Here is a 20,028-nt window from a genome sequence, read left to right as displayed (position 1 = left end):
GCGCGGCGGCCGGGGGCGCGGCGCAGCCTAGTTGCTGGGCCGGCCCTCGATCTCGCCTCGTTCGATGGTGAGTGTCACGTCCGCAAATGTCTCGAGCAGCTTCGGGTTCGACTCGGTGATCAGCAGCGTAATATCCTTGTCCTGCGAACGAAGCCGTCGGAGCGCTTCCGCGTATCGCTGCGCCAACACCGGCGCGAGGCCCTGAAATGGTTCATCCAGGATAAGGAGCCGAGTGCCGAGCATGAGCGCCCGCCCAAGCGCGACCATCTTGCCTTGTCCGCCCGAGACCGATCCCGCCGGACGTTTGGCGAGTTCCGTGAGTTCCGGCAACACCGTATAGGCCCGCTCCAGCCGGCGTCGCATCTCTTCCGGGTTCAGCTTCGCGACACGACCGGGCAGCAGGATGTTTTCTTCCACGGTGAAGGCTGAAAACAGGCGGCGATCCTCCGGGGCGTAACCAAGGCCCAGCGACGGCCGGCGATGCGGTGGGATCGGTCCAAGATCCTCGCCACCCAGTCGAACGGTGCCGCTCGCATTCGTGAAGCCCATGACGGTACGAACGGTTGTCGTCTTGCCGGCGCCGTTTCGTCCGATCAGAGCGGCGCTCACGCCCGGAAGCAGCGAGAAGCTGACATTGCGCAACACAGGCGCGTCTGCAATCGCGACGTTGACGTTCTCGAAACTCAGCATCGGTGTCATATCCCGATCACCTGTTCCCGGACCTTTGGATCCGCCAGAACCTCCGCCGGTGTGCCGACCTTCTGGATCTTGCCTACATTCCATACCGCGACGCGGTTGGCGTAGCGCTCCACCATGTCCATGTCGTGCTCGACGAAGACGGAGGTGACTTTCTCCTTTGCGAGCGCTGCAGTGAGGATGTCCATGATGGCTAGTTTCTCGGACGACGCAACGCCTGAGGTCGGCTCGTCCATCAACAGCAGCTTTGGCTTCAGCGCGAGCGCGAGCGCGATATCGACGAGCTTGCGTTGTCCCTCGGGCAGCTCCCGCGCTGTACGTTCTGCATACGATCTGACACCGACGAGATCCAGCAGCCGCTCCATTTCCGGCACCTCCGGCATCCGCGAAAGCGCCTGGAAGCCGGACGGGCGCCCTCGCAGGGAGGCGGCTGCGATCAGCATATTCTCCATCACGGTCTGATCGAGGAACAGCTGTGGAATCTGGAAGGCGCGGGCAATGCCGAGCTTGGTGATCTTGCGCGGCAGCTGCGCGGTGATGTCGTGGCCGAGAAAGGTTACGGAGCCGGCTTGCGGCCGCAGATAACCGGTCGATATGTTGAGGAACGTCGTCTTGCCGGCCCCGTTCGGCCCGATGATGGCGAGGTTTTCGCCCTCGAGGACATCGAGGTCGATCCCGTCGGCGGCGATGACGCCGCCGAACCGGATCTTGATGTTCTTTGCGGAAAGCAGGACGTTGGCCATCAATGCCCTCCCTGCCTGGATTGACCGTAGCGCTGGCGGAGGCCGATCAGGCCGTTCGGCGCGTAAAGGATGATAACGATCAGCACAACGCCGAGGATGAGCTGCCAGGAGTCTGCCAGATGCGCGGCGGCATAGAACCGCACGCATTCGAACATCGCAGCACCCGCGAAAGCACCGAAGGCATGGGCGCCGCCGCCGAGGATCGCGATGAACACGAACTCGCCGGACTTGGTCCAGAAGCCGAACTCGGGCGTCGCGATCTGCTGAATGATCGATACCAGCGTACCGCCAATGCCACCTAGAAATGCGGAGATCACGTAACCGATGAGCAGCACGCGCCGCGCCGACATTCCCAGATATTCGAGCCGGGTTTCATTTGATTTCATTGCCCGCAACATGTGACCGAGCGGGCTGTCGAGATAGCGTTGCACGCCGTAGAACGCGGCAATCGCGATCAAGAGGCTGACATAGAGAATGACGTACTGGAACGTCTCCGGCGTGAACGAAAATCCGAGCAACCCGGGACGGGCGACCCGGATGCCGTCAGCCCCGTTGGTGTAGTGGAACATTTTCTCGAGCAGCGACCACAACACCATCGAGAAAGCCAGATTCAGCATTCCGAAGAAGATTTCCCGGTAGCGAACCACGAACAGACCGACGATCAGGCCGACAAGAGTGGACGTTAAGCCACCGAGCACGAGATAGAGCAGGATATCGCCACCACCGATGTATTTGCCCCAGAACGCCGCGGTGTAGGCGCCGGTGGCAAAGAACATCGCGTGTCCGAACGACACTTGTCCCGCCTGTAGCAACAGGACGATGCCGAGCACCACCACGCCCTTGGCCAGAATGAGCGCGAACAGCGTCGCCCAGCTCGCCATGAAGAGCGGCGCTATTGCGCTGACCAGAAAAAAGAAGATTGCGACTGCCGTGATCGGCTTGATGCGGCCCGCCATCAGATTTTTCTCACCTGCACGGCGCCGAACAGTCCGAACGGACGCACCAGAAGTACCACCACCATCAGCAGGTATGGTACGAGCACTTCGAACTCCGGCTGAAGGTAGATGACAAAGGCCCGCGTCAAACCGATCATGAGCGCCGTGAGGGCGGTGCCCTCGATCTGCCCCAAACCCGCAGTGGCCGCCACCGCGAAAGAGAGCACGATCATGTCGGCGCCCATGCCGGGGACCAACGATGTGGTCGGCGAAGCAAGCGCACCGCCTAGCGCGGCCAGGCTCGCCCCGATGATGAACGTAATGGAGTAGACGCGCTGCGCGTCGATCCCGATGGCGGTCGACGCTTCGCGATCCTCGGTGACCGCCAAAATTACGGCTCCAGCAAGGGTTTTCCGCAGGAAGTAGCGCAGTCCAAGCAGTGTCGCGACCGCCACGCCCGGCAGCAGGATGACCTGGTAGGACGTATAGTTTACGCCGAATACGCTGATGTTCGGCAACAGCCTCAAGGGCTCGGCAGCGAAGATCGGCTGAACGCCCCAGATCAGACGCTGCAGGTTGTCCATGATCATGAAGGCTGCGAAGGTGATCAGGAGCTGCAGCACGTCGTCGCGTCCGTAGAGCGGTCGCAACAGGAAGCGCTCGATGAAACCACCGCACACGATGCCGATTACGATGGAGGCGGCCAGCAGCGCCGGATAGGTGAGCCACGGCGACACGTGTGCGATCGCGAGGCTGAATGTCGCGGCGAGATAAGCGCCGAAGGCATAGAGCGAGCCGTGCGCCACGTTTACCACGCGTAGCACGCCGAAAATCAGGCTGAGCCCGACGGAAACCAAGAACACCAAGGCGGCGTAACTGATCCCGTCCAGGACGGCCAGGGTGGCGAGAGTCGAGTTCATGGGGACCTTCAGGAAAGCCCGTCCTCCGGTTGAAACCGGAGGACGGTGATCAAGGCTACTGCTTGAAGGTCGGCACGTCCATCTTGACGAATTCCGGCTTGAGCATCTTCAGCCAATCGACCGAGCGCACGCCCGCCGGATTGGTGATCACCTTTGGATCGAAGATCATCATGTTGTCGAGCAGTTTGAAGTCATAGCCCGGGAAGGACTTGGTGACGCCGACGAGTTGCGCTTCCAGACCCTGGTTGTCCTCAGGCCTTAGCGTGATTGGCCTGCCGAAACCGGTCGCGAATTCGGTACCGGCAGTCGCGTCCACGACCTGCTCTCGCGTCGGCCAGTTGCCGCCATTGGCCTTGATCGCCTTGTCATAGGCCGTCTGCAACGCCGTGAAGGCCTGCGCCATATGGTAGACCGGGTAGATCGGCCAAGCGCCGGTCTTTGCCTTGAATGCCTCGGCAAAGGCCTTGAAGGCCGGGTCGTTCTTCTTTTCGGGATGCAGGAACCAGTGGTCCCCGCGCGCGCCAACGATCAGGCCTTCCGGCAGATCCTTGCCCAGTCGCTGGATCGAGGATTCGCCGATACCCAGCACAAATGTCGATTGCTGCAACAAGCCGCGTTGGCCCGCCTGTCGCACCAGTGTGTCGAGGTCGCCGCCCCAGGAGGTGGTGAAGACGACATCTGGCCGCAGTGCCAGCAAGCGGGATACCTCGGTGGAATAGTCAGGCGCGCCGAACTTCGGAAAAAGCTCCGCCACCACCTGAACGTCGGGCTTCATCGCTTTCAAAGCGGTCGAGAATATCTCCCAGCTTTCGCGGCCCCACGCGTAGTCCTGATTGACAACCGCGATGGTCTTGAAGTCGGGCTTTGTCTTGAGGAGATAGACGAGCACCGCGAGCATCTCTGGCGTGCCGTTCGCCTGCGTGCGGAAATTGTAGCGGTACTTTTTCGTCTCGAGGATTGAGGCCGCGCCGCAATCCCACATGAAGTTCATGACCTTGAGGTCTTCGGCAACCGGAACAAGCTGGTTGCAGCTGCCGGAGGAGATCGAGGCGAATGTCGCGTCGACCTTTTCGTCCTGCACCATGCGCCGGTAGTTGGAGACCAGCGCTTCGCCGCCGGCGCCCTCATCGATAAAGGAAAGCTTCACGGGGACACCGCCGATGCCTCCCTTCTTGTTCAGGTCTTCCGCAATCATCTCAGCCGCGGCCTTTGCCGGCACGCCGAAGACAGAAGCCGGCCCCGACAAGAATGTCGTGATACCGATCTTGATTTCCTGGGGTTTGGTTTGCGCGAGCGCTGCGCCGGTAAGAGTGGCGATGGCAATACCGGCTGCAACTGCAGCCTTCAGGCAATGCATTGAAATCTCCCTTTTTTAAACTTGCGCTGGCCGGGCGGCCATCGCGTTTTTTCTTGCCGCGACGCTACTTATTATTTTGGCATATTGCCAGCACTTACTACCTCCCCCGTCGCGGCGCATGGAAGGGTCCCGGCGCAATGCGGTTGTTGCCGGATCTCCCGTCAGCCGTGCTCATGAAATTTGCCGGTCCTTGACTAGCCCTCACGTAGAGCGGTTCACTAGTACACAGGCACAAGTTGCGTGTCCGGATGATCGGCTGTCCGCAATAGTTCAACCGCGGTCTGGGCGGCCCCCGCTGGTTTGTCCGCAATGCCGCAAAAGCCAGCCCGCACACGCACTCGGACGATTGCTAAAATTTTACGCAAATTGATAAGTGGCGAACAACCGCTCCGGCAAAAACCGGGCGGCGTTAAACCGGGTCTTTATCGGGCGCGTGCATTCTCCTGCAAAAGGAGGCGCGAAAAGCGATGCCCATTTTTCAATATTTTTACGTCGTAGGATCGGCACTGTTTGTATTGTTGTTTGTTTCCGATGCTTGCCTGCGCGATAGCGAGAGCGATTCACGCTTCGACGGGTCGCTCTATCAAAGCGCCATCTACGCACCCCGACAGGTGGAAACACTGACGGAGCTTCGCTTCACGCGCGATGCGACGCCGGCCGACCGCGTCAGGGAAGTGTTTGCCCAGTTCGTGCCCAATGAAGGCAAGCGCAGCAAACGCTACTCTTCGGTGGCGACGCGCGGGACCTAAATCTTCCGCACGCGTAACGCAGTGCGCGCGATTCAATCACGCGCAGTGGCGCAACAGCTATCGTCAGGCCACGGCCTCGATCGCCTTGCCGTTGACGCGCGTCTCGTCCTTCAAATTATCGACCGTGACATGGGTGTCGTACCAGGTGAGGCGAGGGCGCGCCCCGAAGCGCTTTGTCAATTCCGCCACGCGTTCCTCCGTGAACCAGGCTTCCGCCGCTTGGCGGCTGTCCCAGAGATAGACGCCGCCGGTACCGGTTTCGCCGTTCAGGTAGTCCTTGCGGATCAAACCTTTTGTGGCGAGGCCGCGGTAGGTCGGCGCGCTCGACGTGCCGCCCGTGATTGCCTGTTCCTCGGTTCGCTTCGGCAAGTCGAACTGAACGACAACGATGCAATTGGCCATGGCGGTTTCCTCAGGTGGGGTTAAGCGGATGGGGTAGTGGCAGGCGCAGTCCGCGCGCTTGCAGTTTAACCTAGTTGCCGAGCTTGATGCCGGCCTCCTTGATCACTTTTGCCCATTCGGGCGTCTCCTTCCTGATGACGGCCGCAAACTCCGCCGGCGTATTGCCGACCATCTCAAGCCCGAGTTCGTCGAACTTCTTGCGCACCTCCGGCAGCGCTAGCGCCTTGACGGTTTCGCCGTGCAGCTTGTCGATAATGTCCTGTGGCGTGCCTGATGGCGCGAGCAGGCCGAACCACGGCACCGCCTCGAAGCCGGGAAATCCGGACTCCGCCATCGTCGGCAGGTCGGGCGCCAGGGCCGAGCGCTTGACCGAGGTGATGGCCAGCGCGCGCAGTTTGCCTTCCTTCGCCAGCGGCACCACGTTCACGATATTGGCGAACGACATCGCGATGCGGTTGGCGAGCAGGTCGGGCATCAGCGCCGTGGTGCCGCGATAGGGCACCGATGCGATGTCGACACGCGCCATGTATTTGAACAGTTCGGCGCCGAGATGCTGCGACGTGCCGACGCCGGCATGGCCATAGGAGAGTTTGCCGGGCTGCGCCTTGGCGAGCGCCACCAACTCCGCCACCGTCTTGACAGGTTGCTCTGGCGGAACGGCGAGCACGTTCGCCGCGATGAATACCTGCGAGATCGGCGCAAAATCCTTGACCGGATCGAACGGCAGTTTGTCATACAGGCTCGGATTGATGACGAGCGCCGAGTTGCCGCCCATCAGCAACGTGGTGCCGTCGGCGGCCGACTTGGCGACGCGTTCGGTGGCGATGTTGCTGCCGGCGCCTTGCAGGTTTTCGACCACGAACGGCGTGCCCCAGACCTCGGCAAACCGTTCGGCCAGGATGCGCGCCGCAAGGTCCGGCGCGGTGCCGGGCGTGAAGCCGACCAGGATCTTCACCGGCTTGTTCGGATAGCTGGACTGCGCCGATGCCGCCTGCGCCGACAGCAGCACCAGCAGCGCGGCGGACAGGCTCGCTACGAACTTCATCGTTTCCTCTCTCGTCCTGCATGCCGGTTTGCGCGGTCATTGCCGCAGGATTTGGAGGAAGTGTGACAGCAGCAACCGCTGCCGGCAAGTAGCCCGCATGAGCGCATGCGATATGCGGGGTCGATGCGACATAAGACCCGGATATCGCGTTGCTCATCCGGGCTACGGACTACGGATGGCCAATTCCGCAAGTGCGACAAATCAACCCGTCGGGCAAATCAGTTCCGGTTTCCAGAATTCGTGTCAAGCCCCAGAATAAAAAATATTTCTGTTTACCAGAAGGCAAATCAGGCATACAGATTTGGCCATCCCGTCCTACTCAGAAGGGCGTCGGCCGTCGTCACGGACGTTGGGCGGGTTGCGGTGGACGCTGGTTTGCGCTGAGACGACGGCGCGGACGAGCGTACGGCAAAACCGTGTGGTCCTGGCGCCCGTTGCAGGCGTCAAGCTGTCGGAGAAGCGCAAGCGGGAACGGCAGCGACGGAGTCAACCAAGAACTCGTCTCCGGGGAGATCACGGCATAAGCCGTAAAGCCATTGCGCAGGGAAGGCCGGGTGTTCTCCGCTGCCCTGTATGCTCGTGTGCACTTTGTTTTGTGCAAACCGCACGCGAGACCGCGGGTGCAGCGCGCACCCGGTCTTCCCTGCGCCCTCTTATTTCGGGCGGGAAGTTACTTGCAAACCTCGGGCGCAATGCGTCGCGAGAATAATTTTGGTCGTCCCGGACAAGTGAGCGCAGCGAACGCGATCCGGGACCCATACGCCGCGGCCCATCGGTTAGAACGCCAGCGTTGGAGACCTTCTGCACAATGAGGGCCGCGGCGTATGGGTCCCGGCGTTCGCCGGGACGACGAACCAAATAACGATCCGGACGATGACCGTAAATCCACGTGACTTGCCGTCGTTTCCCTGTCGCATCGCGCTGCTATCCGCTTTTGCAGGGGCGCGTCATCGATTCGCGTGGGGCTATCAGTCGCGTCGGTTGTCATCGCCCTGTCACAGGGATCTGTTAGGTGCACGGCATGGGTAGTGACTCCTCGAGTGAAGAGAGCCCGGAGCGGCGCTTTCGCACTTTGTTTATCTCCGACGTCCATCTCGGAGCCCGCGGCTCGCAAGCCGACCGGTTGCTGGACTTCCTCAAAAGCCACGACGCCGACACCATCTATCTCGTCGGCGATATCGTCGATGGCTGGGCGCTGAAGTCCAACTGGTACTGGCCGCAATCGCATAACGACTTCGTGCAGAAAATGCTGCGCAAGGCGCGCAAGGGCGCCAAGGTCGTCTACGTGCCGGGCAATCACGACGAGTTCCTGCGCAATTATTACGGCACCCATTTCGGCGGCATCGATGTGGTGGAAAACACCATTCATGAGGGTGCCGACGGCAAGCGCTATCTCGTCATCCACGGCGACATCTTCGATCTCGTCGTGCAGAACGCGCGCTGGCTCGCCCATCTCGGCGACAAGGCCTATGATTTCGCCATTCAGATGAATCGCCTGGTCAACTTCTTCCGGCGCATGTTCGGCGTTCCCTATTGGTCGCTGTCGCAATGGGCGAAGCTGAAGGTCAAGAACGCGGTGAATTATATCGGCGCGTTCGAAAAGACCCTGGCCGGCGAAGCGCGGCGTCACGGCGCCGATGGCGTGATCTGCGGCCATATCCACTACGCCACCATCCGCGACGAGCACGGCATCCGCTACATGAACTGCGGCGACTGGGTCGAAAGCTGCACCGCGCTGGTCGAGCACGAGGACGGCCGGTTCGAGATCATCACCTGGGCTGATCCGCAGCGCCGGCTGGCGCCGGTTCCCCGCGTCGCGGCGCGCGCGGCATGACGCATATTCTGGTCGCGACCGATGCGTGGCATCCCCAGGTCAACGGGGTGGTGCGGACGCTGACCATGATGGCGGAAGCCGCCAAAGGCTTCGGCGTCGACGTCAGCTTCCTGACGCCGCAATCGTTTCGCACCTTTGCGATGCCGAGCTATCCGGATTTGCAGCTCGCGCTGCCTTACCCGGCGAAGATCGCGGCGCTGATCGAAGCGGCCAAGCCCGACAGCATTCACATCGCGACCGAAGGTCCGATCGGCTTGCTGGTTCGTCGCTATTGCCGCAAGCACGGGCTGCCGTTCACCACGAGCTTCCACACGCGCTTTCCGGAATACGTCTCGGCGCGCTCGCCAATTCCGGAAAAATGGGTCTGGCGCGCGCTGCGCTGGTTTCACCGGCCGAGCCAGGCGGTGATGGCGGCAACACCGGCGCTGGCAGCTGAATTGCGCCAGCGCGGATTTCGCAATGTGGTGCTGTGGTCGCGCGGCGTCGACACCTCGCTGTTTCATCCACGCACCACCGACCTCTGTCTGCCGCAGCCGGTGTTCCTCAGTGTCGGCCGCGTCGCGGTCGAAAAGAACCTCGAGGCGTTCCTCGACCTCGATCTGCCCGGCACCAAGCTAATTGTCGGCGATGGCCCGGCCCGTGCGGCGCTGGAGCGGAAGTATCCGGATGCCGTGTTCCTGGGCGCCCGGCACGGCGAGGAACTGGCGGAGATTTATGCGGCCGCCGACATCTTCGTGTTCCCCAGCAAGACCGATACCTTCGGCCTGGTGCTGCTGGAAGCGCTCGCCAGCGGCGTGCCGGTTGCCGCTTTTCCGGTCACCGGTCCCCGCGACGTGATCGGTGCGGCGCCGGTCGGCGTGCTGAGCGACGATTTGCGCGCCGCCTGCCTCGACGCGCTGCAGATCCCGCGGCAGGCCTGCGTGGAGTTCGCCGCCGCCCACACCTGGCAGGCCTCGGCGCGGGTTTTTATCGACCATGCCCTCAATGTCCGGGCCCCAGGCTCCGAAGGCGAGGTGGTCGAGTTTGTGGAAGACCCGCATTTCGCCGCCTGACTTCACCGGATTGCGTCTTGCCCGCCCGTCCACGGACGCGATACAAAGTGGTCATGACGGATCAAGCCTCGATGGTACCGATTGGTGCCGCAGATATCGATGCGGCGGCGCGGGTGGTTGCGCCCTTTGCGGTGCGAACGCCGCTGCTGTCGTTCCCGGTTCTCAACGAACGCGTCGGAACCAAGGTCTTTCTCAAGCCGGAAATGCTGCAGCGGACCGGTTCTTTCAAGTTCCGCGGCGCCTTCAACAAGCTCGCCTCGATCCCGCAGGCCGAACGCGGCGGCGGTGTGGTCGCGTTCTCGTCCGGCAACCACGCCCAGGGCGTGGCGGCGGCGGCGCAGATCCTCAACATGCAGGCGACCATCGTGATGCCCAAGGACTCGCCGCTGACCAAGCGCGAGCGCACCAAGGGCTATGGCGCCGAAGTCGTGCTCTATGACCGCGACAAGGAAGATCGCGAGGCGATCTCCAGGGACATCGCGAGCAAGCGCGGCGCGACCCTGGTGCGCCCCTATGACGATCCCTTCGTGATCGCGGGACAGGGCACGGCGGGCCGCGAGATCGCGGAGGATATGACCGCGCTTGGCCTGACGCCCGATATCGTGGTGGCGCCGGCCTCCGGCGGTGGGCTGATCGCGGGCGTTGCGACGGCCATCAAGGCGCGCTTTCCGCAATCGACGCTGATCGTCGCCGAACCCGAGGGCTACGACGATCACGGCCTCTCGCTGCGCGCCGGCCACCGCGAAGCCCATCATGCGGCCGATCGCACCATCTGCGATGCGCTGATGGCCGCGATCCCCGGCGTGATGACGTTCTCGATCAACAGCAAGCTGCTCGCCCAAGGCGTGGTCGCTTCCGACGCGGAGGTCGGGGCGGCGGTGGCGTATGCCTATCGGGAACTGAAGCTGGTGGTCGAACCCGGCGGCGCCGTCGGCCTCGCCGCCTTGCTGGCCGGCCGGATCGATGTGCGCGGCAAGAACGTCGTCATCGTCCTCTCCGGCGGCAATGTTGACGCCGACCTGTTCGCCAAGCTGGTCGCCTGAATGGGTGCGGCAGGACGCCGCAGGTCACGACGGCTCAGCCCGGCCCGATAGCGAGAACCGCCAAATCCCGTGATTCCCGAGCGCTTGCGCATTAGTCCAACCGGCGGCCGGGCCGGAGTCCAACCCATTGCTGTGGTAGTGTTGCACCGCAGGTACACGCGAGTTCCCCAAACGTAGGTACGTTGTTCCCGCTGAGGAACAGCTGAACGAAACCTTGTGGGGCTTGGAATGAATATCCGGAAGAGCGGACTGTGGATCACGGCGACGGCGCTCGGCGCGATGATCCCGTTTGCAACCGCCCTGGCGGCCGACATGCCGGTGAAGGCCGCGCCGATCGTGGCTGCGGCTTACGACTGGTCCGGCGTCTATCTCGGTGTGCACGCCGGCTATGGCGGCGGCATGAAGGATTGGGACGCGCGCAACGCTGATTTCGTCGCGCGCGGATTCCTCGCCGGTGGTCAGGTCGGCATCAACAAGCAGATTTCCAGCTTCGTGTTCGGCCTCGAACTCGACGGTTCATGGGCCGATATCAGTGGCTCGCAGTTTGTCAGCGTCGGCAGCGCCGCGCTTGGCATCACCAGTTCCCAAACCGCCAGATCGAAGATCGACGGTCTCGTCACCATTGCAGGCCGCGCCGGCATTGCGGCCGATCGCTGGTTCGTTTTTGCCAAGGGTGGCATCACCGTGGCGCACGAGCGTCATTCGATGGATGCTTCCGCGACCGGATTTGGCCAGGCCGGAACGGCTACCGCCAGCGGCAACGAGATTCGCTATGCGCCGATGGTCGGCTTCGGCGCCGAGTACGCGCTGGGCGGCAACTGGTCGGTCAAGGGCGAGTACAACTACATCCATCTGGACACCACGACGACCACGTTGAGGGGCACCGCGACGCAGGCCGGGCTCACTGCTCCGTTCAGGGCCGATGCGCAGATCGAAGAAGCGATCCATGTCGTCAAGGTCGGCGTCAATTATCGCTTCGGCGGCGTTGCAAAGGACCCGTCCTATGCGCCGGTGCCCGCCGCGCCGGGCACCAACTGGTCGGGCGCCTATATTGGTGCGCAGGCGGGCTATGGTTTCGGCCGCAAGCAATGGCCGGACCTCGGACAGGCCGTCGCTCCTGTGACCAACCTGCCGCAGTATGACATGACGGGGTGGCTGGCTGGCGGCACCGTCGGCGTTAATGCGCAAGCCGGGCGCTTCGTGTTCGGTGTCGAAGGCGAGTTGCTGGGCACGGATATCAAGGGAAGCCAGACGATTGCGCTTGCCGCTCCCGGTGTCACCCAGACCCTCAACTATGACAGCAAGATCGACTGGCTCGCGCTCGCAACCGCCCGTGCCGGCTTCGTCGTCGGCGATCGCCTGATGTTCTACGGCAAGGGCGGCCTTGCGATCGCGCAGGAGAAGCACAATTTCAGCTTCGCCACGGTTGCCGTCCCGGGTCCGGGCGGTATCGGGGCTAATGTATCCGCGAAGGCCGTGCATACCGGCGTGGTGGTGGGCGCCGGCGGTGAATACGCGCTGGGCAACAACTGGTCGATCAAGGCGGAATACGACTACATCAAGATGTTCGCACAACAGGTCACGGCCACCGGCACCGTGAATTTCAACATCCCGGGCGTGCTTGTCGGTACTGGCGGCGGAGCCTTTCAGGGCAGCAAGCTGACCCAGGATCTGCACCTCGTCAAAATCGGCGTGAACTATCATTTCAGCCCGCTGCCGACCGTGGTCACCGCGCGCTACTGATCGGCGCTCTGAACTCTTCAGCGAAAGGCCCCGGCATCGACCGGGGCCTTGTCGCTTCATCGTGCGATCAGCGCCTGAACCCGCCGCCACCAAACGAGCGGCCACCGCCAAACGAACCGCCGCCGCTGAATGAGCGGCCACCACCGAACGAATGCCGCGGGTGAGCATACGAGCGCCCGCCGTACGAATGGTGCGAGTTAGAAGAGTGGCGATGGCTGGCGTAGTGATGCCTGGAGTAATGGTGCCGATTGTCGCTCATCCGATGGGATCCGCCGCGGTCGTGGAATCGGCTCTTGCCATGCATGTGATTGGCATGCGCGTGGCCGTTCATCCTTGAGGAAGTGTTTGTGAACCTGCCCGGCCTGTGGCCGTGCATCGAGGCGGACGCATTCATTCCCTTTGTCGATGAGGCCAGCGATGGCGCACGATGGCCGTGCGAAAAGCCATGTCCATGGTAGCCCGCGTGCTTCGTCATGCGGTTGAACTGCATCAGCGGAACGTGTCTCGGCTGCGATTGCAGCCTCAATGCGGTGCGCGCATACGGACTATCGGGGAAGCGGTCGCGGAACGACCTGTAGCCGCCGGATGTGTTCGTGAGCACCGCCTTGTGCCATGCATATGACTGCCGGTAGTTGCCAAGCAGCACGCGAACGCGATCGGACAGCGGGTCGGATGGATACAGCTGAATGAATTCTTCATAATGTTCGGGCGAACCTTCCGACAGGACGTAATCATAGGCCTGACGCACCGAACGCGAAGGCAGGTTCGACGCCATCTGGATCACTGGGCCGCGATCGGGCGCGCGGGTTGCCGCAACAGCCGTATCGCCGAAGAAATAGAAGTCGTTGGTCAGCGACGAGCTTTCCCACGGCGTCTGCCGGCCGCCGGTGGCGTTGTTCACTTCGAGACGAACGCGCTTGAACAATTGCTCGATCGGCAGATTGGGCTGACGCGCGATGTTCAGGAACGCCGACGTATAGGGGCTGTGATTGCCATCGCCATCATGGGCTACCATGCCCGGCGCCGTCGAATATCCGACGATCGAGCCGGCCGGCGCATCGACCATCGCAAGGCCGCGCCCGGAATCGTCGACGTCGGGAAAGGGATTGTTGCGGCAGGCGTCGAGCACGACGATCCGCATCCGGCTCGAGATGGTTTCCAGCGTTCCCATCAGGTCGACCAGACGCAGCGAATTGCTGTCGAGATCCGACAGCTTGGAAATTCGCGCATCGATCGGCAGCAGGTAGTTCTCGCCCTCGAGCTGCACGCCGTGCCCGGCATAATAGATCATGGCGACGGCATTGGGTCCGCGATTGGAAACCCGGTCAATAAAATCCTCCACCGCCTTGAGCATGTCGCTGCGCGTCAGATCGGTCGCCGTCGTGACGTCAAAGCCCGCTGTGTTGAGGAGTTGCGCTACCGATCGCGCATCGTTGCTCGGATTGGCGAGCCGCGGCGCGATCTGGTAGTTCGCGTTGCCGATCACGAGGGCGACCCGCTGCTCGGCCGGCAGCGATCGAACGCCTTCGCTGATGGCAGCGTTCACCGCCTCGGCGAAAGCGGTGCCGGTGTGCGCCAAGCTCAGCAGGCTTCCCAACAGACCGGCGCACAGCGCCAATGATTTGAACCCTGGCATGGGTGTCCTCCATCCAATCTCAAGGCGAGATGTCCGGCGGACAGGCTAGTTTGGGGTGTGGGTGCTGTACGTGACCTTGGTCACTGTTCGATTTCGTGAGCCGTGGAGGTCGGCTTCATGAGAAGAACGCGATCTTCTCGGCCTGGCTCATGCGCCGGATCGGGGCCAGCGGATCATTGGCCGCGACAGGTCTGCGCACGATGCCGCTGGCGATGATCGACGAGCCGAGCGAGACTTCCAGCGCCGGTTCCAGCATGGCTGCGGCAACGGGCTCAGGCGGTGGTTGAACCGGCGGCGCGACCGGTGCGGACATCGTCGGCTCGGGCAATGCAGCGACGATTTCGGGCGGGGCCGGAAGCGGCTCGACAATCTGAGCTTTCTCAACAATCGGTTCCGCAAGCCGGGTTTCCTCAACCATCGGCACTGCGATGTGGGCTTGCTCGATCTCCGGTTCGACGAACTCATCGTCGTCGATGGGATCGGGCGCGCCCATCTCCATCGCGATCATGTCGAGGACCGCCTCGTCATGAGCGTCGGCAGCTTCAGCGGTGAGTTCAATCCCGGCCGTCTCTGCGGTTTCGACTTCCTCCAGCGCGGTGTCGGCCTGGGAGACCACAGCTTCGACGACCATAGCTTCAGCGACCATGGTTTCAGCGACCATGTCTTCGGCGGCCGGAGCTACAGCGTCGGTCGAAAAGGAACTGGTTGCTGCCTGAGCTTCCGAGGCTGGCGCTTCCTCGATAATCGCGGCGACAGCCGGAGATTCATCATGCGCCATCGGCGTGAGCGCGGCAATATACGCCTCAGCAATTGGTGTCTCGGCAATCGCCGCCTCGGCAACCGGCGCGGCTGTCTCTTCATCACTGAATTCTGCGATCCGTCCGGCAAGCGAGGCGAACGCGGCCTCCAGCGCCGCCTTGGCTTCGTCGGAGGAGATTTGCTCGGCGCCCTTCTCGATGACCTGAACCTGCGAATCGATCAGGTCGCAGATTCGGCTGTCATTGCCGATTTCGCGCAAGCGCCAGGCGATCTCCCGAATCACCCGCGCGCCCTTGCGCACCGGCGCCAGCTTCTCGTTCAGCGCAAGCCCGTCGATCGCCCCCATCGCCGAGGTCTGCGCCGCCTCCAGCGCCCCGCGAATCGCAATCAAGGCCTCAACTAATTTGGCCTCGGCGAGGCTATTGTCTGCGACGGCGTCCGCCGCCGCTCGCTGTGCATTGGCAGCTTCGCGCTGTGCGTTCGCAGCCTCGCGCTGGATGGCAAGGCTCTCTTCCTTCTGCGCGGCAAGGCTTTGCTCGATCCGCGCCACCGCATCGAGCACCATGCTGGTGTCGGCGTTGCGGTTGCGCTTGGCGTATTCGCCGAGAAACCAGCGGCCCCGCGAGGTCTCCATGAAGGCTTCGCTGATCGCAGCATAGTCTTCCTCGCCCGGCAGCGCGGCGCGTGCTGAGATCGGCGAAAGGGCGAATGCTTCGTCGGCCATGCTAAACTCTTCGCGCAAATCACCGCGCGTTGCGATAACGAAACAACACGATATCGGGCGAATCGCAATTGAATTGATGCCAAGCGAATCACAAATCCCCATCGCATCTCAAGGCGCATCGAAGCGATTCGCGGCGCGGCTGGCGCTGTTCTACGGCGCGACGTTCGGGACGATGGGCACCCATCTGCCGTTTTTCACGCTGTGGCTGAAGTCGGTCGGCATCGACGCCTCCTGGATCGGAATCATTTCCGCGGTTCCTGCGGTGACGCGATTTACCGTGCTGCCGTTCGTGACCGGTGCCGCCGGGCGGCGCTATTCGCTGCGCGCGGTCCTGATCGTCACCGCGACCGCCACCGCGCTCGGCTTTGCGGTGATCGGCACGCAATATCTGCCGCTCGCGGTGCTGCTCGCTTATGCCGTGACCTGCTGCCTGTGGACCCCGATGGTGCCGCTGACGGACGCCTACGCGCTCGGCGGGGTGGCGCGCTATGGCCTGAATTACGGACCGCTGAGGCTGTGGGGTTCGGCGGCCTTCGTCGTGGGCGCATTGATCTGCGGCCTGCTGGTCGATTTCATTGCGGCTAGCCAGCTGATCTGGGTCATTGCGGCGGTGGCGGCGCTCGGTGCGGTCGCGAGCCTCGGGCTGCAGCCGCTGGACCGGCCAAAACCGCCAGCGACCGCGGTGCTTGGCGCGAGCGCCTTGCTGCGAGATCCCGGTTTCCTCGCCATCATCGTCGCGGCCGCCCTTATCCAGGGCAGCCACGCCGCCTATTACGCCTTTGCTTCCATCACTTGGCAGGCGTCCGGCCTGGACGGGCTGACCATCGCCGGCCTGTGGGTGCTGGGCGTGCTCGCCGAGATCGTGGTGTTCGCGCTCTCGCCGCGTTTCACGCTGGCGCCGGCGTTGCTGGTGGTGATCGGCGCGCTCAGCGCGGTGGCGCGCTGGCTGATCACCGCGCAGGAGCCTTCGGTCGTGGTGTTGTCGTTGGTGCAGCTCGCGCATGGCCTGACCTATGGACTGACGCAGGTCGGCGTCATGGGACTGCTGGTCCGTCACGTGCCCGGCCATGTGATGGCGCGCGGGCAGGGTTACCTTGCGGCCTGCGGCGGCATCGTCAGCGGTACGGCGTCCGTCGTGTCGGGATTGGTCTATGCGGGCCATGGGCAGCGGGTCTATTACGTGATGGCGGCGATGGCACTGCTGGCTGCGATCGTGATGTGGCTGGCACGGCACCGGCTAACAGCGTTTTCAAGCGAAGTGGGCACCGGTTCGCGCTAGAAAACGCGTCAAAAATAGAATCTACCGCGTCAGCCCCAGAGCGCGGCTTCCGGCGGATAGACCAGACTGCCTTCGTAGCGCAGCCCGTCCTCGCGGTCGTGCGCCAGCAACAGCGGGCCGTCGAGGTCGACGAAGCGTGCGTGTTGCGCCAGCAGCATTGCAGGGGCCATCGCGAGCGAGGTGGCGACCATGCAGCCGATCATGATTTCGAAGCCGAGTGCGTGCGCGGCATCCGCCATATCAAGCGCTTCTGTCAGCCCGCCGGTTTTGTCGAGCTTGATGTTGACGGCGTCATAGCGTTCGCGAAGGCCGCTGAGCGAGGCGCGGTCATGCACGCTTTCGTCGGCGCACACCACGATCGGCCGCTTGATGCGCGCCAGCGCGGCATCATTGGCGGCCGCAAGCGGTTGCTCGACCAGCGTCACGCCGAGTTCGGCGCAGGCGTGCAAGTTCCGCTCGAGATTGTCCGAGGTCCAGGCCTCGTTGGCGTCCACGATCAACTCGGATTCGGGGGCGGCCTTGCGGACGGCAGCGATCCGCCTCTCGTCGCCGTCGCCGCCGAGCTTGATCTTGAGCAGCGGGCGGCGTGCGGCCTTGGCGGTGGCCGCCGCCATCGCCTGCGGCGTTCCCAGCGAAATCGTGAAGGCGGTGGTGCAGGCTCGCGGCGCCGGTCGGCCGAGCAGGGTCCAGACGCGCTGGCTCCTGCTTTTGGCCTCGAGGTCCAATAGCGCGCAATCCAGCGCGTTACGGGCGGCGCCCGCTGGCATGGCGGCCTGCAGGGCCGTTCGGTCCAATCCCCGGGACAGCGGTTCCTGCATCGCCTGAAGGGCAGCCAGGGTCGTTTCCGCCGTCTCGCCATAGCGGGGATAGGGAACGCACTCGCCGCGCCCGGTATGGCCGCCATGGCTGACTTCTGCCACGACGGTAACCGCTTCCGTCTTGGCCCCCCGGCTGATGGTGAACGAGCCGGCGATCGGCCAGCGTTCGATGCGGGCGACAAGCTGCCGGGCAAATTCGTGGGATTGGCTGGAAGTCATTTTAAAATCTGGCAATTTCTGAACCGCGCGCTTGCTCGCCGCAACCAACTATGGCTGGTTAGGGACAGATTCTACAAGGCAATGCGGCGTGCCGGACCATACCTTTTGCATCATTAGCGGGCGGGCCAGAGGGCGGGCATCGTGAGCGCAGACCCGACACTGGAGCGGATAGCCCAGGGTAACGGGCTGGCGCTGTGCGCTGCCGGTTCGTGGACGGCCCGCTTCGCCCCGGTGCTCGAGAAAATGGTGGCCGATGCCGAGAAGCTTCGTGGCAGCCGCCCCAACATCTTCATCGACGTCTCGCAGGTGTCGAAACTCGATACGTTCGGCGCCTGGCTGATCGAACGGCTGCGCCGCAGCCTGACCGATGGCGGAATCGAGGCCAAGATCGCCGGCCTGTCGGCGAACTATTCCAGCCTCGTCGACGAGGTGCGCCGGGTCAAAGCCGAACCGGTCGTCCAGGCCCGTTCGGTGACGATCACCGGCATGCTGGAGCAGATCGGCCGCAGCGTCGCCGGCATCGGCGGCACCCTGGTCGGATTGATCGAGATGCTCGGCGCGGTGCTGGCAGCGGCCGGCCATGTCCTGATTCGCCCCCGCGGTTTCCGCCTGACCTCCACCGTGCATCATCTGGAGCAGGTGTGCTGGCGCGCGGTGCCGATCGTGGTGCTGATCACGTTTTTGATCGGTTGCATCATCGCACAGCAGGGCATTTTCCATTTCCGTCAGTTCGGGGCCGATATTTTCGTGGTCGACATGCTCGGCGTGCTGGTGCTGCGCGAGATCGGCGTGCTGCTGGTGGCGATCATGGTGGCGGGGCGTTCGGGCTCAGCCTACACCGCCGAACTCGGCTCGATGAAAATGCGCGAGGAGATCGACGCGCTGCGCACCATGGGTTTCGATCCGATCGAGGTCCTGATCCTGCCGCGCATGCTGGCGCTGGTAATGGCGTTGCCGATTTTGGCTTTCCTAGGCGCGATGGCAGCCCTCTATGGCGGCGGCCTCGTGGCGTATCTCTATGGCGGCGTCGAACCAGAAGCCTTCCTGCTGCGGCTGCGCGACGCCATCTCGATCAATCATTTCATCGTCGGGCTCATCAAGGCGCCGGTCATGGCCGCGGTGATCGGCATCGTGGCCTGTGTCGAGGGGCTTGCGGTGCAGGGCAGCGCTGAATCGCTCGGACAACACACGACATCGTCGGTGGTGAAGGGAATCTTCTTGGTCATCGTCATGGATGGCGTGTTCGCCATCTTCTTCGCATCGATCGGAATGTGACCATGGTGGGTGAGATTTCCGACGCCATCATCCGGGTCCGCGACATCACCGTGCAGTTCGGCAAGACGCGGATTCTCGACGGGCTCAATCTCGACGTGAAGCGCGGCGAGATCCTGGGCTTTGTCGGCCCGTCGGGTGCGGGCAAATCCGTGCTGACGCGCACCATCATCGGCCTCGTGCCCAAGGTCGCCGGCAGCATCGAAGTGTTCGGCGTCGATCTCGACAAGGCCTCTACGACCGAGCGGCGCGGCGTCGAACGGCGTTGGGGCGTGCTGTTCCAGCAAGGCGCGCTGTTCTCCTCGCTCACCGTGCGGCAGAACATCCAGTTTCCGGTGCGCGAATATCTCAAGCTGTCGCAACGCCTGCTCGACGAGGTCATGGTGGCCAAGCTCGGCATGGTGGGCCTGAAGCCCGAAGTCGCGGACAGGTTTCCGTCCGAGCTTTCCGGCGGCATGATCAAGCGCGTGGCGCTGGCGCGCGCGCTCGCGCTCGATCCGGAACTGGTGTTCCTGGACGAGCCGACCTCGGGCCTCGACCCGATCGGCGCCGGCGATTTCGACGAGCTGGTCCGCACCCTGCAGCGTACTTTGGGGCTGACCGTTTTCATGGTAACCCACGACCTCGACAGCCTTTACACGGCTTGCGACCGTATCGCCGTTTTAGGGAACGGTAAGATCATTGCAGCAGGATCAATTGCCGACATGCAGGCCTCGCAGCATCCATGGCTGCAGCAATATTTTCACGGCAAACGCGCCCGCGCTGTGATGGGCTAGAGCGTTTTCGAGCGAAGCGGGTACCG

18 protein-coding genes are annotated in these 20,028 nt (G+C 63.1%); 8 read left to right on the top strand and 10 right to left on the bottom strand.

Features of this window, described 5'->3' with window-relative positions; genetic code table 11:
* Positions 1-27: 27 nt before the first annotated feature.
* From ABIE49_RS07900 to ABIE49_RS07880, 5 genes are read right to left on the bottom strand one after another with little or no spacing between them, the layout of a single operon-like run.
* Positions 28-690 carry an ATP-binding cassette domain-containing protein gene (locus ABIE49_RS07900; RefSeq protein ID WP_192737760.1) on the bottom strand — a complete coding sequence of 221 codons (663 nt, stop codon included), beginning with the start codon at positions 688-690 and terminating at the stop codon, positions 28-30.
* A gap of 5 nt (positions 691-695) precedes the next feature.
* Positions 696-1,439: an ABC transporter ATP-binding protein gene (locus ABIE49_RS07895; protein ID WP_192737759.1), complete on the bottom strand. Its 744-nt coding sequence runs from the start codon at positions 1,437-1,439 to the stop codon at positions 696-698.
* On the bottom strand, positions 1,439-2,395 hold the full coding sequence (locus ABIE49_RS07890) for a branched-chain amino acid ABC transporter permease (RefSeq protein ID WP_192737758.1): 957 nt from the start codon (positions 2,393-2,395) through the stop codon (positions 1,439-1,441). The genes ABIE49_RS07895 and ABIE49_RS07890 overlap by 1 nt, the downstream gene beginning before the upstream one ends.
* Complete coding sequence (locus ABIE49_RS07885; protein WP_192737757.1) at positions 2,395-3,294, bottom strand: branched-chain amino acid ABC transporter permease; 900 nt, start codon at positions 3,292-3,294, stop codon at positions 2,395-2,397. Before ABIE49_RS07885 ends, ABIE49_RS07890 begins: the two co-directional genes overlap by 1 nt.
* A gap of 55 nt (positions 3,295-3,349) precedes the next feature.
* The gene (locus tag ABIE49_RS07880) at positions 3,350-4,651 is read right to left on the bottom strand and encodes an ABC transporter substrate-binding protein (RefSeq protein WP_192737756.1); all 1,302 of its coding nucleotides are present in this window, start codon (positions 4,649-4,651) and stop codon (positions 3,350-3,352) included.
* Positions 4,652-5,118: 467 nt separating this feature from the next.
* Between ABIE49_RS07880 and ABIE49_RS07875 the strand changes: the two genes are divergently transcribed.
* Positions 5,119-5,400: a hypothetical protein gene (locus ABIE49_RS07875; RefSeq protein WP_192737755.1), complete on the top strand. Its 282-nt coding sequence runs from the start codon at positions 5,119-5,121 to the stop codon at positions 5,398-5,400.
* A 63-nt stretch (positions 5,401-5,463) separates the two neighbouring features.
* Here the strand turns inward: ABIE49_RS07875 and ABIE49_RS07870 are convergent, their stop codons facing one another.
* Together ABIE49_RS07870 and ABIE49_RS07865 are read right to left on the bottom strand one after the other, a co-directional pair.
* Positions 5,464-5,802: a monooxygenase gene (locus tag ABIE49_RS07870; RefSeq protein ID WP_192737754.1), complete on the bottom strand. Its 339-nt coding sequence runs from the start codon at positions 5,800-5,802 to the stop codon at positions 5,464-5,466.
* A 70-nt stretch (positions 5,803-5,872) separates the two neighbouring features.
* Positions 5,873-6,847: a Bug family tripartite tricarboxylate transporter substrate binding protein gene (locus ABIE49_RS07865; RefSeq protein WP_192737753.1), complete on the bottom strand. Its 975-nt coding sequence runs from the start codon at positions 6,845-6,847 to the stop codon at positions 5,873-5,875.
* 1,021 nt (positions 6,848-7,868) lie between these two features.
* Here ABIE49_RS07865 and ABIE49_RS07860 point away from each other — a divergent pair.
* The 4 genes from ABIE49_RS07860 to ABIE49_RS07845 all read left to right on the top strand — a co-directional run bounded on the left by ABIE49_RS07860 (position 7,869) and on the right by ABIE49_RS07845 (position 12,519).
* Positions 7,869-8,681 carry a UDP-2,3-diacylglucosamine diphosphatase gene (locus tag ABIE49_RS07860; RefSeq protein ID WP_192737752.1) on the top strand — a complete coding sequence of 271 codons (813 nt, stop codon included), beginning with the start codon at positions 7,869-7,871 and terminating at the stop codon, positions 8,679-8,681.
* The gene (locus ABIE49_RS07855) at positions 8,678-9,733 is read left to right on the top strand and encodes a glycosyltransferase family 4 protein (protein WP_192737751.1); all 1,056 of its coding nucleotides are present in this window, start codon (positions 8,678-8,680) and stop codon (positions 9,731-9,733) included. The genes ABIE49_RS07860 and ABIE49_RS07855 overlap by 4 nt, the downstream gene beginning before the upstream one ends.
* A gap of 53 nt (positions 9,734-9,786) precedes the next feature.
* Complete coding sequence (locus ABIE49_RS07850; protein ID WP_192737750.1) at positions 9,787-10,776, top strand: threonine ammonia-lyase; 990 nt, start codon at positions 9,787-9,789, stop codon at positions 10,774-10,776.
* Positions 10,777-11,004: 228 nt separating this feature from the next.
* Positions 11,005-12,519, top strand: a complete 1,515-nt coding sequence (locus ABIE49_RS07845; RefSeq protein WP_192737749.1) for an outer membrane protein — start codon at positions 11,005-11,007, stop codon at positions 12,517-12,519.
* Positions 12,520-12,586: 67 nt separating this feature from the next.
* Here ABIE49_RS07845 and ABIE49_RS07840 read toward each other — a convergent pair whose 3' ends face one another.
* Together ABIE49_RS07840 and ABIE49_RS07835 are read right to left on the bottom strand one after the other, a co-directional pair.
* Complete coding sequence (locus ABIE49_RS07840) at positions 12,587-14,155, bottom strand: caspase family protein (protein WP_192737748.1); 1,569 nt, start codon at positions 14,153-14,155, stop codon at positions 12,587-12,589.
* 115 nt (positions 14,156-14,270) lie between these two features.
* The gene (locus ABIE49_RS07835; RefSeq protein WP_354066657.1) at positions 14,271-15,479 is read right to left on the bottom strand and encodes a hypothetical protein; all 1,209 of its coding nucleotides are present in this window, start codon (positions 15,477-15,479) and stop codon (positions 14,271-14,273) included.
* A gap of 235 nt (positions 15,480-15,714) precedes the next feature.
* Between ABIE49_RS07835 and ABIE49_RS07830 the strand changes: the two genes are divergently transcribed.
* Positions 15,715-16,917 (top strand): MFS transporter, encoded by a 1,203-nt coding sequence (locus tag ABIE49_RS07830; RefSeq protein WP_192737746.1) that lies wholly within the window; start codon positions 15,715-15,717, stop codon positions 16,915-16,917.
* Positions 16,918-16,946: 29 nt separating this feature from the next.
* On the opposite strand, the gene dgcA is transcribed toward ABIE49_RS07830, so the two are convergent.
* Entirely contained in the window at positions 16,947-17,954 is a 1,008-nt protein-coding gene (gene dgcA / locus ABIE49_RS07825) for an N-acetyl-D-Glu racemase DgcA (RefSeq protein WP_192737745.1), read from the bottom strand.
* Between the two features lie 141 nt (positions 17,955-18,095).
* Between dgcA and ABIE49_RS07820 the strand changes: the two genes are divergently transcribed.
* Positions 18,096-19,229, top strand: coding sequence for an MlaE family ABC transporter permease (locus ABIE49_RS07820; RefSeq protein WP_192737744.1), 1,134 nt, complete (start codon positions 18,096-18,098; stop codon positions 19,227-19,229).
* A 2-nt stretch (positions 19,230-19,231) separates the two neighbouring features.
* Positions 19,232-20,002: an ABC transporter ATP-binding protein gene (locus ABIE49_RS07815; RefSeq protein ID WP_192737743.1), complete on the top strand. Its 771-nt coding sequence runs from the start codon at positions 19,232-19,234 to the stop codon at positions 20,000-20,002.
* Positions 20,003-20,028 lie beyond the last annotated feature (26 nt).

Source organism: Bradyrhizobium sp. OAE829 (assembly GCF_040546575.1).
Taxonomy (GTDB): Bacteria; Pseudomonadota; Alphaproteobacteria; order Rhizobiales; family Xanthobacteraceae; genus Bradyrhizobium.
This window is presented reverse-complemented; position numbering and strand designations above follow the sequence as displayed.

Excerpts from the sequence above, each read along its gene's own strand:
- ABIE49_RS07900 (WP_192737760.1), bottom strand. The coding sequence starts at position 690 with ATGCTGAGTTTCGAGAACGTCAACGTCGCGATTGCAGACGCGCCTGTG.
- ABIE49_RS07895 (WP_192737759.1), bottom strand. The coding sequence starts at position 1,439 with ATGGCCAACGTCCTGCTTTCCGCAAAGAACATCAAGATCCGGTTCGGC.
- ABIE49_RS07890 (WP_192737758.1), bottom strand. The coding sequence starts at position 2,395 with ATGGCGGGCCGCATCAAGCCGATCACGGCAGTCGCAATCTTCTTTTTT.
- ABIE49_RS07885 (WP_192737757.1), bottom strand. The coding sequence starts at position 3,294 with ATGAACTCGACTCTCGCCACCCTGGCCGTCCTGGACGGGATCAGTTAC.
- ABIE49_RS07880 (WP_192737756.1), bottom strand. The coding sequence starts at position 4,651 with ATGCATTGCCTGAAGGCTGCAGTTGCAGCCGGTATTGCCATCGCCACT.
- ABIE49_RS07875 (WP_192737755.1), top strand. The coding sequence starts at position 5,119 with ATGCCCATTTTTCAATATTTTTACGTCGTAGGATCGGCACTGTTTGTA.
- ABIE49_RS07870 (WP_192737754.1), bottom strand. The coding sequence starts at position 5,802 with ATGGCCAATTGCATCGTTGTCGTTCAGTTCGACTTGCCGAAGCGAACC.
- ABIE49_RS07865 (WP_192737753.1), bottom strand. The coding sequence starts at position 6,847 with ATGAAGTTCGTAGCGAGCCTGTCCGCCGCGCTGCTGGTGCTGCTGTCG.
- ABIE49_RS07860 (WP_192737752.1), top strand. The coding sequence starts at position 7,869 with ATGGGTAGTGACTCCTCGAGTGAAGAGAGCCCGGAGCGGCGCTTTCGC.
- ABIE49_RS07855 (WP_192737751.1), top strand. The coding sequence starts at position 8,678 with ATGACGCATATTCTGGTCGCGACCGATGCGTGGCATCCCCAGGTCAAC.
- ABIE49_RS07850 (WP_192737750.1), top strand. The coding sequence starts at position 9,787 with ATGACGGATCAAGCCTCGATGGTACCGATTGGTGCCGCAGATATCGAT.
- ABIE49_RS07845 (WP_192737749.1), top strand. The coding sequence starts at position 11,005 with ATGAATATCCGGAAGAGCGGACTGTGGATCACGGCGACGGCGCTCGGC.
- ABIE49_RS07840 (WP_192737748.1), bottom strand. The coding sequence starts at position 14,155 with ATGCCAGGGTTCAAATCATTGGCGCTGTGCGCCGGTCTGTTGGGAAGC.
- ABIE49_RS07835 (WP_354066657.1), bottom strand. The coding sequence starts at position 15,479 with ATGGTGCTCGATGCGGTGGCGCGGATCGAGCAAAGCCTTGCCGCGCAG.
- ABIE49_RS07830 (WP_192737746.1), top strand. The coding sequence starts at position 15,715 with ATGCCAAGCGAATCACAAATCCCCATCGCATCTCAAGGCGCATCGAAG.
- dgcA (WP_192737745.1), bottom strand. The coding sequence starts at position 17,954 with ATGACTTCCAGCCAATCCCACGAATTTGCCCGGCAGCTTGTCGCCCGC.
- ABIE49_RS07815 (WP_192737743.1), top strand. The coding sequence starts at position 19,232 with ATGGTGGGTGAGATTTCCGACGCCATCATCCGGGTCCGCGACATCACC.